General features: G+C 63.4%; 13 protein-coding genes. 6 read left to right on the top strand and 7 right to left on the bottom strand.

Going from position 1 to position 14,229, the window contains the following annotated elements; genetic code table 11:
* Positions 1-6: 6 nt before the first annotated feature.
* Together OC450_RS19400 and OC450_RS19395 are read left to right on the top strand one after the other, a co-directional pair.
* The gene (locus OC450_RS19400) at positions 7-687 is read left to right on the top strand and encodes a site-2 protease family protein (RefSeq protein ID WP_211383423.1); all 681 of its coding nucleotides are present in this window, start codon (positions 7-9) and stop codon (positions 685-687) included.
* Positions 688-750: 63 nt separating this feature from the next.
* Entirely contained in the window at positions 751-1,173 is a 423-nt protein-coding gene (locus OC450_RS19395; protein ID WP_211383561.1) for a hypothetical protein, read from the top strand.
* Here OC450_RS19395 and OC450_RS19390 read toward each other — a convergent pair.
* The 6 genes from OC450_RS19390 to OC450_RS19365 all read right to left on the bottom strand — a co-directional run bounded on the left by OC450_RS19390 (position 1,161) and on the right by OC450_RS19365 (position 6,926).
* The gene (locus OC450_RS19390; RefSeq protein ID WP_262048480.1) at positions 1,161-1,976 is read right to left on the bottom strand and encodes an energy transducer TonB; all 816 of its coding nucleotides are present in this window, start codon (positions 1,974-1,976) and stop codon (positions 1,161-1,163) included. The genes OC450_RS19395 and OC450_RS19390 overlap by 13 nt on opposite strands.
* A 9-nt stretch (positions 1,977-1,985) precedes the next feature.
* Complete coding sequence (exbD, locus tag OC450_RS19385; protein ID WP_211383421.1) at positions 1,986-2,441, bottom strand: TonB system transport protein ExbD; 456 nt, start codon at positions 2,439-2,441, stop codon at positions 1,986-1,988.
* A 3-nt stretch (positions 2,442-2,444) separates the two neighbouring features.
* Positions 2,445-3,374 (bottom strand): tonB-system energizer ExbB, encoded by a 930-nt coding sequence (exbB, locus tag OC450_RS19380; protein WP_211383420.1) that lies wholly within the window; start codon positions 3,372-3,374, stop codon positions 2,445-2,447.
* Positions 3,371-4,060, bottom strand: coding sequence for a Fe2+-dependent dioxygenase (locus tag OC450_RS19375; protein ID WP_262048479.1), 690 nt, complete (start codon positions 4,058-4,060; stop codon positions 3,371-3,373). Before OC450_RS19375 ends, exbB begins: the two co-directional genes overlap by 4 nt.
* Before the next feature lie 2 nt (positions 4,061-4,062).
* Positions 4,063-6,459: a TonB-dependent receptor gene (locus OC450_RS19370; RefSeq protein WP_262048524.1), complete on the bottom strand. Its 2,397-nt coding sequence runs from the start codon at positions 6,457-6,459 to the stop codon at positions 4,063-4,065.
* Between the two features lie 227 nt (positions 6,460-6,686).
* On the bottom strand, positions 6,687-6,926 hold the full coding sequence (locus tag OC450_RS19365) for a hypothetical protein (RefSeq protein WP_262048478.1): 240 nt from the start codon (positions 6,924-6,926) through the stop codon (positions 6,687-6,689).
* A 376-nt stretch (positions 6,927-7,302) separates the two neighbouring features.
* Between OC450_RS19365 and OC450_RS19360 the strand changes: the two genes are divergently transcribed.
* From OC450_RS19360 to OC450_RS19350, 3 genes are all read left to right on the top strand, one after another.
* A complete protein-coding gene (locus tag OC450_RS19360; protein WP_211383418.1) occupies positions 7,303-8,475 on the top strand; it encodes an efflux RND transporter periplasmic adaptor subunit in 1,173 nt (390 codons plus the stop codon).
* Complete coding sequence (locus OC450_RS19355) at positions 8,472-11,618, top strand: multidrug efflux RND transporter permease subunit (protein ID WP_262048477.1); 3,147 nt, start codon at positions 8,472-8,474, stop codon at positions 11,616-11,618. Before OC450_RS19360 ends, OC450_RS19355 begins: the two co-directional genes overlap by 4 nt.
* A 66-nt stretch (positions 11,619-11,684) precedes the next feature.
* On the top strand, positions 11,685-12,254 hold the full coding sequence (locus OC450_RS19350) for an invasion associated locus B family protein (protein ID WP_211383416.1): 570 nt from the start codon (positions 11,685-11,687) through the stop codon (positions 12,252-12,254).
* Positions 12,255-12,322: 68 nt separating this feature from the next.
* On the opposite strand, the gene OC450_RS19345 is transcribed toward OC450_RS19350, so the two are convergent.
* Positions 12,323-12,685, bottom strand: coding sequence for a DUF1428 domain-containing protein (locus OC450_RS19345; protein ID WP_262048476.1), 363 nt, complete (start codon positions 12,683-12,685; stop codon positions 12,323-12,325).
* A 285-nt stretch (positions 12,686-12,970) separates the two neighbouring features.
* Between OC450_RS19345 and xerC the strand changes: the two genes are divergently transcribed.
* Positions 12,971-14,194, top strand: coding sequence for a tyrosine recombinase XerC (xerC, locus tag OC450_RS19340; RefSeq protein ID WP_262048475.1), 1,224 nt, complete (start codon positions 12,971-12,973; stop codon positions 14,192-14,194).
* Positions 14,195-14,229: the final 35 nt, after the last annotated feature.

Raw genomic sequence — 14,229 nt, 5'->3', positions numbered from 1 at the left:
CGAGCCGTGAACATCTCTTTTTATGACCTGTCGGTGTGGGTGCTGCCGCTGGTGCTCGCCATCACCTTCCACGAGGCCGCGCACGCTTTCGTCGCGAACCGCCTTGGTGACAACACGGCCCGGCAGCTCGGCCGCGTCAGCTTCAATCCGCTGCGCCACATCGACCCGTTCGGCACCCTGATCCTGCCGGCGATGCTGCTGTTCGCGCATTCGCCGTTCCTGTTCGGCTATGCCAAACCGGTGCCGGTCAACTTCCGCAACCTCAACAACCCCAAGCTCGACATGGTCTGGGTGGCGCTGGCCGGGCCGGTTACCAACATCCTGCTGGCGCTCGTCGCGGCTCTGGCCCTGCACGCCCTGCCCTTTGCACCCGCCGGCTCGGCGCAGTGGATTTTCGACAACCTCAAGAACGCGCTGCTGATCAACGCGGTGCTGGCGGTGTTCAACATGATGCCAATCCCGCCGCTCGACGGCGGGCGGGTCGCGGTCGGGCTGCTGCCTCGTCCGCTCGCCTTGCCGCTGGCCCGGCTCGAGCCGTTCGGGATGCTGATCCTGATCGGTCTCCTGATACTGCTGCCGCTGGCGGGCTCCCAGTTCGGTCTAAATCTTGATGTTATTTCAGCAATACTGCGAACGTTGACCGGTTATGTGATTCAGGCTGTTCTCTTCCTGACCGGCAATGCGTAGTTGAACAGCGCCACCCGAACACAAGCCGAAGGGCCCGAGGCCGACTTGGTCAAAGCTGCCGATATGCTGATCGCGCGACGCGCCGATACCCGCGCCCGCGCGGATTTTGCCACCTGGAGGATGATGGCCAAGCTCAACGGGTCTTCCGCGCTGCCTCCGGAGGCGCAGGAGTTTCTCGTCAGCTACAAGAACCTGCTGGCACAGATGGACGAGGGTGATGCCACCGAGGCCACCATCGGCGCGATCTACAAGGCCTATTATGCCGAGATGGGCGGCGCCGGAACCCCGCCCGACGTCCGCATTCGCGCGGCCGAGCCGGCAGCGGACAATGTTACCGCCTTCCGCCGGCCAGCTCCGAAGCCGAAGAAGGCTGCCTTCTTCGCCGCGACGGCATCCGGTGGAACCCAGAAACGGCCGCTCCCGGTGGCGCTGATCTTCGCCTGCCTTGTCGTGGTCTATGTCGGGATCCGGCTCTACTGGCGCTGAGCCGTCTTCTTCTTTTTCTTTGCGTCCGGCGGCGTGAAGATGATGTCGACGGTGCGCTCGAACCGATCTTCGGTCAGCCCGGCAGGCGGCTGCGGGATCGGATCGGACTTGCGGACGATCGAGACCGCGGCAGCATCGTAAGCTGCGTCTCCGGACGATTCCACGACGTCGACCGAAAGGACGTTGCCCCGCCGGTTGATCGCGAAGCTTACCTTCACCTTCTGATTGTTGGGCTCCTTGCCTTCCGGATTGACCTTGTGGGCCGCCAGGTGCGCGCTGATCTTGCGGTTCCAGTCGGCCGTTATCTTCAAGATGTCCTTGCCGATGCCCAGCACGGGCGCCAGGGCCTTCTCGGCTTCGCGCGCGTCCTCATCGAGTGTCTGCCGTGCGGTCGCAACCGACTGCGGCGAAGCCTCCGCAGCGGGAGTTTCGACCGCCGCGATCTTCGGATCCTCGTCCTGCGGCTTCTTCGAGATATTTTCGGTGACGACCCGATCGGGATCGTCGACCTGCTGCGACTGATCCTTTGGCAGCTCGGTTTCCTTGGTCTCGGCCTTCTGCTCGGGAAGCGCCTGCTGCTCCTGCATCGCTTCGCTGTCCGGTCCCGGCGGAAGGTCGGCGTCAGGCGCCTTCGGCGACGCCATCTCGACGGCGAACTCCGCGCCGGCCGCGCCCAGGCCATCGTCGACGTCATCGGTCTTCAGGTGCGCCAGCGCGAGCGCGGCACCGCCCAGATGGAGCGCGAGCGCTGCCACCGCTGCCAAAATCCAAAGCTTCCGGGATGGTCTGGATTCGTCAGACATGGCGGGCCTCTACGGCTGAGCGGCGCCTGCCGCAGGCGCCCCCGGCGCGCCTTCCAGCGCGACCAGCTTGACCCGCGTATAGCCGCCCGAGCGCAGCAGCTCCATGACGCCCATCAACTCCCCATACGGCACCGACTTGTCGGCGCGCAGGAAGACATACTTGTCCTTGCTCATGTCGGACAGGCCGTCGAGGGTGCCGAGCAGCTCGGCCCGGTGGACCGGGTTTTCCCCGATCGCGAGCGTCAAATCGGGCTTGATGCTGAGATAAGTCGGCTTGTCCGGCTTCTTCTGCGGCGTCGCGCTCGATGTCGGCAGATCGATCGGCAGATCGACGGTCGAAAGCGGAGCTGCGACCATGAAGATGATCAGCAGCACCAGGATGACGTCGATGAACGGCGTGACGTTGATGTCATGCGTTTCCGAGAAATCGTCGTCGTCGTCGTTGTCTGCGAGCGAAACGGCCATGGTTCACTCCGCCGCGCGCGAATGCACGCTGCCGTGGCTGCGGTCGAGATCGCGCGAGAGTAGCCGCCCCGCCGCACCCGAGGCACGGCTGACGAGCTCGAGATAGCTCTTCGTCACCCGCGAGAAGTGGTTGTAGATGATGACGGCGGGAATGGCGGCGACCAGACCGATCGCGGTGGCGAGCAGCGCCTCGGCGATACCGGGCGCGACGACGGCGAGGTTCGTGGTCTGCGACTTCGAGATGCCGATGAAGCTGTTCATGATGCCCCACACCGTGCCGAACAGGCCGACGAAGGGCGAGGTCGAGCCGATGGTCGCGAGCACGCCCATGCCGACGCGGATGCGCCGCGCCTCCGCGCGCACGATCTCGGAAAAGCTCGAAGCGGCGCGCTCCTTGATGCCGGCATCGCTGGACAGGCCGGCCGACATCCGCGCCTCGCGCAGCGCCGCCGCCAGAAAGGACGGCAGGATGCCCTCCTTGGCGCCGAGCGCCATCTGCGCTTCCGCGAGCGAGCGCGCTTCCGCGATCTTCTTCAGCGCCGAACGAAGCCTGGTCGAGGCGACCGACAGCTCGATCGACTTGGCTATCAGCACCGTCCAAGTCATCAGCGATGCAAAGGCGAGCCCGATCATCACCGCCTTCACGATGACGTCCGCCGACTGGAACATCACCCAGGGCGACAATTCCTTCATGGCCGGCGCAACGCCGGCCGCCGTATCGGACTTTGCCGCCGCCGGTGCGGTGACCGAGGAAACCGCAGGCGCCGCGGCTGGAGCGGCAACCGGGGCCGGGCTGACCGCAGACGGCTGAGCCGTCGATTGGACGGGTGCCGCGGGCGCTGTTTGTGTCTGGGCAGAAACGGGGGATGCGAGCCAGGCGGCCGCCAGCATCAGAGCTGCGGCAAGGCTTGCTTGGAAGGACATGATCTTCATACTTCGGCCCAGTAGCGAATGAGGTTGTGATAGATACCCGTCAATTTGACCGTTTCGGGATCGTCACGCCCGAGCCGTTCCACCAGCGCCTGAATCGCGGTGTCGAGGTCAAAGATCATGCTCCGGGCTTGATCGTCCCGTATCATGCTCTGAAGCCAGAAGAAAGACGCGACCCGCGTTCCCCTCGTCACCGGGGTGACCAGATGCAGACTGGTCGAGGGATAGAGCACGCAGTCCCCGGCTTGCAACTTGACTTCGTGGGATCCGTAGGTGTCCTCGATCACAAGTTCGCCACCGTCATACTCTTCCGGCTCGGCCAGGAACAGCGTGACCGACAGGTCTGTGCGGATGCGAAGGCCGGTCAGGCGGTCGCCGCGGATCGCATTGTCGACGTGCAGGCCGAAATGGTGGCCGCTGCTGGCCGCATAGCGGTTGAACAGCGGCGGGAAGATCTGCAGCGGTACAGCCGCCGCGACGAAGCGCGGATTCGATGTCAGCGCCGTGATGACGCGGTCGCCGAGCTTGCGCGCGACCTCGCTGTCCGGCGGCAATTGCTGGTTGCGCTTGACCATCGCCGACTGCGAGCCGGCGGTGGAGCGTCCGTCCTCCCATTCGCTGGCGTCCATGATGCGGCGGAAATCCGCCACATCATCCTTGCTGAGAACGCCAGACAGGCACGTCAACATGATCAGAACTTCGCCGTCGTGATGAGGTAGAACGCCCGTCCCGGCGCGACCGCGACGAACGGCACCGCGCTGCGATAGAGCGTGTCGTAGTAGAGCTTGTTGGTGAGGTTCTGGGCGTAGAACTTCATGGTCCAGTTCTTGTCGATCTTCTTCTCGACGAACGCATCGAAGCGCCAGTAGCTCGGCAGCTCGTTGCCGGTATTGGCCGCGAACGTGCCGCCATAGACCTTCGAACGATAGACCGCCTGCCCGCCCAGCTCCCAGCCGTCGTCGAACTTGTATTTGGTCAGCATGCTGAACGACTGATGGGCCACGTTGGCAAGCTGCAGGCCGAGATTTGAGGCAACGCCGCTCTGCGTGACCTTCGATTGCATCAGCACCAGGCCGCCGAAGATGCTCCAGCGGTCGGTGATCTTGCCCTCGGCCTCGATGTCGATGCCTTGGATCCTGTAGGCAGCGCCCGAGGTCAGCAGGCCGCTGACGGTCTCGCGCGCATTGTCCTTCGTGGTCTGGAACAGCGCGGCGCTGACAAGCAGGTGGCGGTCCGCCAGCTCCCATTTGGTGCCGATTTCGGCAGCCTTGTTGCGTTCGGGCCCGAGCAAGATGGTCGAGTTGGCGGGAACGCCGCCGTAATCGGTGCCGGTCGCGTCGAGCTCCGAGCCGAACGGATTGGCCGAGGTCGCGTAGGCTGCATAGAGGCTGCCAATCGACATCGGCTTGTAGACCAGACCGACGTTGTAATTGACGAGATCGCTGCTTTGCTTGAGGTAGGCCGAGTTTGTCGACGAACTCTGGCTGTAGCCGTCGTAGCGCACGCCGCCATTGACGATGATGGTGTCCTGCCAGTTCGCGGTGTCCATGACGTAGACGCTGCTAGTGTTGACGCCGTAGCGCGTCGGATTTCCAACCAGCGACGGCGTGTTGCTGAAGGGAATGTTGGTGTACTGCGGCGAGTAGAGATTGACCCCCGTGACCGCCCCGTTGCTGGTCGAGCCGCCGCCGAACAGTTCGGACGAAAGGCCGGTGTACCGATCGATCGAGATGTTCTCGTTCGCATATTCCACGCCGAACACCGCGGTGTGCTTGACCCCGCCGGTGTCGAGCTTGAACGTGGCCTCGTTCTGGTTGGCCCACACGTCCACGTTCTGGTAGCGGCTCTGTGCGCTCGCTGTCGTGGTCCAGAGCAGCGGATTGGGGCTGGTCGTGTTCGGGTTCTGCGGCAGCGTGCCGATATAATTCAGCAGCGAGTGCTCGCCGCGCACCTTGCTGCTGAGTGTAATGGCCTCGTTGACCTTGTATTCGATCGTCCCGGTACCGAAATCCTGCCGCGCGGTCTGGAAGTCGCGGTTGAGGAAGCCGTACCAGGTGCCGCGCGGAATGCCGGCCGACGTCACCGGGACATTGCCCTGCTTGTAATAGGGCACGCCGAAATCCGGCAGGCCGCTGAGGTCTGTGTGGACGTAGTTCGTCGTGATCTTGATGTCGTTGGTCGGGGTGTACTTGGTCGAGATGAACGAGCCCCAGCGATCATCGGTCACGTAGTTGCGGCCGGCGACGTTGGCGTCCTGGAACAGGCCGCCAACACGCACCGAAAAAGTCGGGTCGATGACCTGGTTGACGTCGAGCGTGACGCGCTTGGTCCGGTCGGTGCCGAACTCGGTGTCCATCCGCTTGAAGTTGACGTCGCCGGCCTGCTTGGTGACGATGTTGATGGCGCCGCCGGCGGTGCCGCGGCCGGCGTAGGACGAGGCCGGGCCACGCAGAATCTCGATCTGCTCGGTGAAGAAGTTTTCGCGGATCGAGACCGCGGGATCGCGGATGCCGTCGATGAAGACGTCGTTGCGCGCATCGAAGCCGCGGATGAAGAAACGGTCGCCGAACGCGTTGCCGCCTTCCCCCGATCCCAGCGTCACGCCGGCGGTCGAGCGCCCGATCTCCTTCAGCGTCGTGGCGTTCTTGTCCTCGAGCACTTCCTTGCTGAGCACGGTGATGGTCTTCGGCGTGTTCAGCATCGGCTCGGGAAACTTGCCGGAGGCCTGGACATGGTCGACCTTGTAGGGCGCCGCCGGATCGGAATACGGATTGCGGTCGACGTCGCCGGCGGGGACGGTGGGAGCGGCCTGCTGCGCCGCCTGCTGACGCTGCGCGGCGCGACGAAGCGCATTGCGTGCGCGGACCTGATCCGGCGTCGGCTTCGAGGCCGTCGGGCGCGGACGCTGAACCGGCGCATCGACCGTGACCGGCGGCAGGTTCGACTGCTGCGCTTCCGCGCCGCTCGACACCGATGCTGCCGCGATCAGACCCGCAACAGCGGAGACCTTCTTGCCGGAAACGCTCGTGAACTTTTCATCGAATGCTGCGACCGAACGCAACGACTTCGGTGCGACCACCTGCCCCATTACCACACGCCCCATATTCCTGTTCGTCCATTCAATTCGATGAACGATTGGAGTGTTGGTATCGGCCGCAAAATAGCGGGTCAATGCGAGCAAGCCGCGAGAACCCCTTGAATAAGTCCAGATCAAAACGATTCTAAACTGCAGTTTGAAATCGTTCTAAAGCAGGATTGGATTCGTTCTAAAGAGACCGCGAAAAATGCCGCGAGATCACTATCGCGTTCGAATCGTCAGTCGCTGCTCGGTGGCTTCATCAGCGAGAACAATTCATCGACGGTTTTCTGCGCGACGGCGCGCACGCGATCGCTGTTGTCCATGCCGGCGATGTTGACGCCGCCAACCACGGCTTTGATCTCGTCGCGGAAGTCGGTGAGGAAGCGCAACGGATCAGGCTGCTCGTTGGCGACGCGCGCGATCAGTCCCGTGATCAGAATCTGACACGCGATCAGCTTGCCGTTCAGTTCGTCCATGCCGCGCTCCCGTTGTAGCGCGCCGATATGGCCGATGCCGGATTTCCTGACAACCGAAACGGCCTCCGCACGATTTAGAACCGTTCTTGCGAACCGCCCCATCGCGGCTCCCGCGCGGCGCCGGCCTGTCCCGTGCACACCGCTTCCGGGCATTGCACAAGCTTTGCACGCCGGTCGTTCGTGGCGGGAAAATGCAGCACTGCACACCGTCGTGTCACGGAGCTGCCTAGACAGTGCAAAGCTTTCCAATTGTTTAGGATTCTCAACCGATAGTGCTGTTTACACTGGAACTTGGCGTGTATTATACAAGCCCGCTGGAACCCTATGATTGCCCCATAATTCGTAGCTCAGGGCATACGAGCCGACACGAGACGATATGAAAAAGTCCCGGCCGATCCTCTGGATTCTGATCATCGCGGCCGTGGCCTCCGCGGGTTACTATGGTTGGCGGAAATTCGGCTCGCCGGAGGCCGGGAAAACCCAGACCGCACAGAAGGGCCCGCCGCGCCCGTCCGCCGTGCCGGTGAGCGTTGCGCCGGTCCAGAAGATCGACTTTCCGGTCTACCTGACCGGTCTCGGCACGGTTCAGGGCTTCAACACGGTGCAGGTCCGCACCCGGGTGGATGGCCAGATCGACAAGATCGCCTTCACCGAAGGCCAGATCGCCAAGGAGGGCGAGCTTCTCGCCTCGATCGATCCCCGCCCCTATCAAGCCACGCTCGACCAGGCCAAGGCCAAGAAGGCGCAGGACGAGGCAAACCTGGCCAACGCCAATCTCGAACTCCAGCGCGCCATGAAGCTCGGCGAGTTCGCCACCGCGCAACGGGTCGACACCCAGCGCTCGACGGTCGCCCAGCTCACCGCGCAGATCGCCGCCGACGATGCCGCCATCTCCAACGCGCAGACCCAGCTCGATTACACCCAGATCAAGGCGCCGATCACCGGCGTCGCCGGCTTGCGCCTGGTCGACGTCGGCAACATCGTCAACTCCTCGACGCAGACCGGCATCGTCACGATCTCGCAGGTCGAGCCGATCTCGGTGATCTTCACCGCGCCGGAGGATCAACTGCCCTACATCAGCGAAGGCCAGAAGGCCGGCGCGCTGAAGGTGATCGCGTTCACCACCGACGGCAAGAAGACGCTGGCCGAGGGCAAGCTCGCGGTCATCAACAACCAGGTCGACACCACCAGCGGGACTATCCGGCTCAAGGCGGTGTTCGACAACAAGGACCACGCGCTGTGGCCCGGTCAGTCGGTTTCGACGCGTCTTCTGGTCCGGACGTTGAGGGATGCCACCGTGGTTCCCGACGACGCTGTCCAGCATTCGACCAACGGCCTCTACGCCTACACTGTGAATCAGGACAACAAGGCCGAACTGCACAAGGTCAAGGTCAGCTATGCCATCGACGGTCGTTCGGTGGTTGAGGAAGGACTCAGCCCAGGGCAGCAAGTCATCACCGGCGGGCAGTTCAAGGTACAGCCCGGAAGCCTCGTCACCTCGGCGGTCGCAAGCTCGGATCCGGGTCAGAACAAGGTTCGACAGGAATGACAGGCGGCGGGATTTCGGCACCTTTCATCCGTTATCCCATCGGCACCTCGCTGCTGATGGCCGGCATTCTATTCGTCGGTCTCGTCGCCTACCCCCTGCTGCCAGTCGCGCCGCTGCCGCAGGTCGACTTCCCGACCATCCAGATCACCGCGAACCTGCCGGGCGGCAGCCCCGAGACCATGGCCTCCTCGGTGGCGCAGCCGCTGGAGCGCCAGTTCGCGCAGATTCCCGGCATCGCCCAGATGACGTCGACGAGTTATCTGGGAACGGCGTCGGTCACCATTCAGTTCGATCTCAATCGCAGCATCGACGGTGCCGCCAACGACGTGCAGGCCGCGATCAATGCGGCGTCGGGTCAATTGCCGAAGAATCTGCCCTCGCCTCCGACCTATCGCAAGGTGAACCCCGCGGATTCGCCGATCCTCATTCTGTCGGCCACCTCGGACATGCTGCCGCTGACCACCGTCAGCGACTCCGTCGATGCGCAGCTGGCGCAACAGATCAGCCAGATCTCCGGCGTCGCGCAGGTCATCATCGGCGGCCAGCAAAAGCCGGCCATCCGCATCCAGATCGATCCGGCCAAGCTCGTCGCCAAAGGGCTGTCGCTGGAGGACGTGCGCAGCCAGATCGCGATCACCACGGTCGACAGCCCGAAGGGCAACATCGACGGCGCGAAGCGCGCCTACACGATCTACGCCAACGATCAACTGACGCAATCCAAGGACTGGAACGACGTCATCATCGCGTACCGCAACGGCGGCCCGCTGCGTATCCGCGACATCGGTCAGGCCGTGACCGGGCCCGAGGACGCCAAGCAGGCCGCCTGGGCCAATGGCAAGCGCGGCGTGTTCCTCGTCGTATTCAAGCAGCCCGGCGCCAACGTGATCGAGACCGTCGACAAGATCAAGGCGGCCCTGCCTCGCCTGGTGGCGGCAATCCCGCCCTCGATCAAGATCGAGGTGATCAGCGACCGCACCCAGACCATCCGCGCCGCGGTCGAGGACGTCCAGTTCACGCTGCTGCTGACCATCTTCCTCGTGGTCATGGTCATCTTCATCTTCCTGCGCAGCTTCTGGGCGACCGTCATCCCCGCCATTACCGTGCCTCTGGCTCTTCTGGGCGCCTGCTCGCTGATGTGGGTGTTCGGCTATACGCTGGACAATCTCTCCCTGATGGCGCTGACGATCGCGGTCGGCTTCGTGGTCGACGACGCCATCGTCATGCTCGAAAACATCTCGCGCTACGTCGAAGAGGGCGAATCGCCGATGGCCGCCGCCTACAGGGGCGCGAAAGAGATCGGCTTCACCATCGTCTCGATCAGCATCTCGCTGGTCGCCGTGCTGATCCCGCTGCTCCTGATGGGCGGCATCATCGGGCGCCTGTTCCGGGAGTTCGCCGTCGTGCTGGCGATGACGATCTTCGTGTCGATGATCGTCTCGCTGACGCTCACCCCGATGATGGCGTCGCGCTTCCTGCGCGCTCATGGCGAGGTCAAGCACGGCCGCTTCTATCAGTGGAGCGAGAACGCCTTCGACGCGATGCTGCGCGGCTACGAACATGTTCTGGACATCGCGCTGAGCTGGCGGCGGACGACGCTCTTAATCTTCTTCGCGACCCTCGCCCTGTCGGTCTATCTCTTCGTCCTGATCCCCAAGGGCTTCTTCCCGCAGCAGGACAACGGCCTGATCACCGCGACGTCGGAAGCGTCGCAGGACATTTCCTTCGCGGCGATGAAGGAGCGGCAGGAAGCGGTTGCCAAAATCGTCCAGGCGGATCCGGGCGTTGCCACCATCGCCATGGCGATCGGCGGCAGCGGCAGGGCCGGCAACAACGGCAACCTGTTCATCACCTTGAAGCCGCGCAGCGAGCGTGATGCCACGGCCCAGCAGATCATCGCGCGCCTGCGTCCCCAGCTCGAGAAAGTGCCGGGCGTCCGCCTGTACATGCAGGCCGCGCAGGACGTCCGGCTCGGCGGCCGGCCGACGCGGACGCAATTCGAGTTCACGCTGCAGGATGCGAACCTCGCCGAGCTCAACGAATGGGCGCCCAAGATCCTTGCGAAGATGCAGACGCTGCCGGAATTGCGCGACGTCGCGACCGATCAGCAGACCCAGGGCACCACCGTCCAGCTCAAGATCAACCGCGATACTGCGTCCCGCTACGGCATCCAGCCCCAGCTGATCGACGATACGCTCTATGATGCATTCGGCCAGCGTCAGGTCACGCAGTATTTCACCCAGCTCAACACCTACAAGGTGATCCTGGAAATCCTGCCGGAAATGCAGGGCAGCCTGGAAAGCCTGAACAAGCTCTATCTGAAGTCGCCGTTGACGGGTGATCAGGTGCCGCTGTCGACGTTCGCGACCTGGACCACCGATCCGGTTCGCCCGCTCTCGATCAGCCATCAGGGTCAATTTCCAGCAACCACGATCAGCTTCAACCTGGCGCAGGGCATGGCGCTCGGCCAGGCTACCCAGGCGGTGCAGAAGGCGATGGCCGACCTCGGCGCGCCGCCCACGCTCAATTCAAGCTTCCAGGGTACCGCACAGGCGTTCCAGCAGTCACTCGGCACCGTGCCGCTGCTGATCCTCGCTGCACTGGTCGTGGTCTACCTGATCCTCGGCATCCTCTACGAGAGCTACATCCACCCGATCACGATTCTGTCGACCCTGCCCTCGGCCGGCGTCGGCGCATTGCTGATCCTGATGGCGGCCGGCTTCGACTTCAGCCTGATCGCGCTGATCGGCATCATCCTCTTGATCGGCATCGTGAAGAAGAACGGCATCATGATGGTGGACTTCGCCATCGCCGCGGAGCGCGACGAGCACAAGACGCCGGCGGAATCGATCCGCCAGGCCGCGGTGTTGCGCTTCCGTCCGATCATGATGACGACGATGGCCGCCCTGCTCGGCGGCGTGCCGCTAATGCTCGGCCACGGCACCGGCGCCGAGATCCGCCAGCCGCTCGGCTACGCCATGGTCGGCGGCCTGATCGTCAGCCAGGCGCTGACGCTGTTCACCACGCCGGTCGTCTATCTCTATCTCGACGAACTCAACAACTGGTTCTCGGGCTGGGGCCGCTCAGGTGACGGCGAAGGCGACGCGGCGGTCGAGCACGGCACCGTTAAGGAAGCTGCCGAGTAGCGGCTTGCACGGCGCTTCCGGCGACGCTACAGCGATGGCCAAGGTTCACGCCAACGCGGTTTCGCCATGCTCATGCAATCCAGACTTGCCGCCCTTGCCGCAGCCCTCCTGTTGTCGACGGGCGCCGCGTACGCCCAGCAGGGCGCCAAGAAGAACGCAGCTCCCGCCCCGGCGGCCCAGCCTGCGCCGGCTCCGACGCAAGCACAGGCTGACGGCGCTCCGGCGCAGCAGCCCGGCTGGGTCGTGCGCTGCACCAGCATCAGCCGCGACGCGCCGCTCGAATGCGCGATGGAGCAGAACGCGGTGTTGACCAAGACCGGCCAGACCATCGTCCTGATCAACATCCGCATCGCGCCCGACACCCGCACGCCGGTGGCGCTGCTGCAATTGCCGCTCGGCCTCAACCTTCCCATCGGCGCCAAGCTCCAGGTCGACGAAGGCAAGACGGTCGATCTCCAGATCCAGACCTGCGAGAACCGCGGCTGCTACGCCTCGACGCCGATCGCGGCGGACCTGCTGGGCGCTTTGAGGTCCGGCAAGCAGTTGAAGGTCTCCTTCCAGAACATGGCGAAGGAGACGATCGCGATCCCGATGCCGCTGAACGATTTTGCGGCCGCCTACGACAAGATCAAGTAAGGACCCGCTCGCAATCCGGAGTACGATCCGGCGGCTGCCGCCGTTCCGGATCGCGTCTCGGCGTGCACTCACCCCGCCATCTCGCGTGCCCGCAGCAGCGTCGTGAAGCCGCCATAGATCATGCGCTTGCCGTCGAACGGCATGCCGTCCAATTTCAGCCGTGGGTCCGCCATCACCTTCTTGTTGACGGCGTCGCGAGTCTCGCGGTCGCGATAGACGATCCAGGAGAACACCACGACCTCATCCTCCTTCGCCATCACGGCCCGCGGAAACGAGGTCAGTTCGCCATAGGGAACGTCGTCGCCGATGCATTCGACGTAATCGAGCGCGCCGTGCTCCATCCAGATCGCGCAGGCCGGTTGCGCGAGCGCCTTGTTGGCCTCGATCTTGTCCTTCGGCACGGCCAGCACGAAACCATCGACATAGGGCATCACGGATCTCCTTGGGTTGTGTGTCCCAAGGACGATGGAGCGCGCGGCGATCCGACCCCGGCGACGCCATTTCAGATGAGGCAAACCGCCGCGCGCGGGCGGCGGGATCGGATGCAGGTCTCGAGAAAAGTGCCAGAATTGGCTGGGGAACCTGGATTCGAACCAAGACAAACAGAGTCAGAGTCTCGAATGGAGTATTGAAACTGTTATAGAAATACCCCGTATATTGCGCCTTTGTTGCGCCTGGAGTAGACAAGAATTCAGGGCAATGACGGGGAAACTCATATGTCGGTTCGAACGCATACGTGGACGACGAAGAGCGGCGAGCAGCGCCAAGCCTACTTGGTCCAATACAGCACCGCCGAACTAGACAAGCGCGGCAAGCGCAAACGGCACGTCAAATTCTTCGATCGCAAAAAGGATGCGGACGCCTTTCATGCCCAGGTTCGCGTTGACGTCGGCAAAGGCGTTCACGTCCCGGCGTCGAAATCGATCGCCGTTGAGGCTGCGGGCCGCAACTGGATTGATAGTTGCGGCGACCTAGAGCGCACCACGGTCGACGGCTATCAGCAGCACCTCAATTTGCACATCAACCCGTACCTTGGCGGCGTGAAGCTGTCGGCGCTCACGGTGGCGATCGTTCGGGACTGGCAAGACAAGCTGCGCAAGGGTGTCCCCGCCCCCGGACAGGCGCAGGCCGAACCGCGCACCGCGGACATGGTGAAGCGCGTCACGACGTCGCTAGGTTCGTTAATTGGGGACGCCGTGGAGCGTGGTCACGTCGGAACGAACGTCGTGCGCAATCTCCGGGCCAATCGGAAGCGCGGCAAGGAACGGAAGGCAGAGCGGCGCGCCAAGGGGCGCCTAAAGATCGGGGTGGACATTCCGACGCCGGTCGAGATTGACGCGATCCTTGGGGCTGCCGCGGGCCGATGGCGGCCTTTGCTGCTGGTTGCAATTCGGTGCGGCCTGCGCGCGTCCGAACTACGCGGCCTGCCCTGGTCGGACGTTGATCTGAAAAAGGGCGAAATTCACGTTCGCCAGCGCGCCGACGCCTATAACCGAATCGGGCCGCCCAAATCGGAATCAGGCGAGCGCGCGGTCCCGATCCCGCCGGCCACGCTCCAAGCCCTGAGGGAATGGAAACTGAAATGTCCGCGGAACGCGCGCCGCGAACTGCAATACGTTTTTCCCAACGGCGAAGGCAACATTGAAAACCACGCCAATATCGTCACGCGCGGATTAGCGCCGACATTGATCACCGCCAAGGTCACAGCGCCCGACAACAACGAAGCGCCGAAATACTCCGGCCTTCATGCTCTGCGCCATTTCTTTGCATCCTGGTGCATCAATCGGAAAGTCGACGGCGGGTTGGAATTGCCGCTCAAGGTCGTGTCGGAACGGCTCGGACATTCGAACATCGCAATCACCGCCGATCTTTACGGCCACCTCTTCCCGCGCAGCGACGACTCTAAGGAACTAGCCGCAGCGGAAGGCAGAAACGGGTAAATGGTTGTTAAGTTATCCACCCGCATCATTCGGGT

The organism is Bradyrhizobium sp. Bra78 (genome assembly GCF_024519855.1).
Classification (GTDB): domain Bacteria; phylum Pseudomonadota; class Alphaproteobacteria; order Rhizobiales; family Xanthobacteraceae; genus Bradyrhizobium; species Bradyrhizobium japonicum_G.
The sequence above is the reverse complement of the archived record's forward strand: the minus strand, read 5'-3'. Positions and strand labels throughout refer to the sequence as shown.

Coding starts and splice junctions, on each gene's coding strand:
- exbD (WP_211383421.1), bottom strand. CDS start 2,441: ATGGCCGTTTCGCTCGCAGACAACGACGACGACGACGATTTCTCGGAA.
- OC450_RS19395 (WP_211383561.1), top strand. CDS start 751: ATGCTGATCGCGCGACGCGCCGATACCCGCGCCCGCGCGGATTTTGCC.
- OC450_RS19365 (WP_262048478.1), bottom strand. CDS start 6,926: ATGGACGAACTGAACGGCAAGCTGATCGCGTGTCAGATTCTGATCACG.
- OC450_RS19360 (WP_211383418.1), top strand. CDS start 7,303: ATGAAAAAGTCCCGGCCGATCCTCTGGATTCTGATCATCGCGGCCGTG.
- OC450_RS19375 (WP_262048479.1), bottom strand. CDS start 4,060: ATGTTGACGTGCCTGTCTGGCGTTCTCAGCAAGGATGATGTGGCGGAT.
- exbB (WP_211383420.1), bottom strand. CDS start 3,374: ATGAAGATCATGTCCTTCCAAGCAAGCCTTGCCGCAGCTCTGATGCTG.
- OC450_RS19355 (WP_262048477.1), top strand. CDS start 8,472: ATGACAGGCGGCGGGATTTCGGCACCTTTCATCCGTTATCCCATCGGC.
- xerC (WP_262048475.1), top strand. CDS start 12,971: ATGTCGGTTCGAACGCATACGTGGACGACGAAGAGCGGCGAGCAGCGC.
- OC450_RS19350 (WP_211383416.1), top strand. CDS start 11,685: ATGCTCATGCAATCCAGACTTGCCGCCCTTGCCGCAGCCCTCCTGTTG.
- OC450_RS19345 (WP_262048476.1), bottom strand. CDS start 12,685: ATGCCCTATGTCGATGGTTTCGTGCTGGCCGTGCCGAAGGACAAGATC.
- OC450_RS19390 (WP_262048480.1), bottom strand. CDS start 1,976: ATGTCTGACGAATCCAGACCATCCCGGAAGCTTTGGATTTTGGCAGCG.
- OC450_RS19370 (WP_262048524.1), bottom strand. CDS start 6,459: ATGGGGCAGGTGGTCGCACCGAAGTCGTTGCGTTCGGTCGCAGCATTC.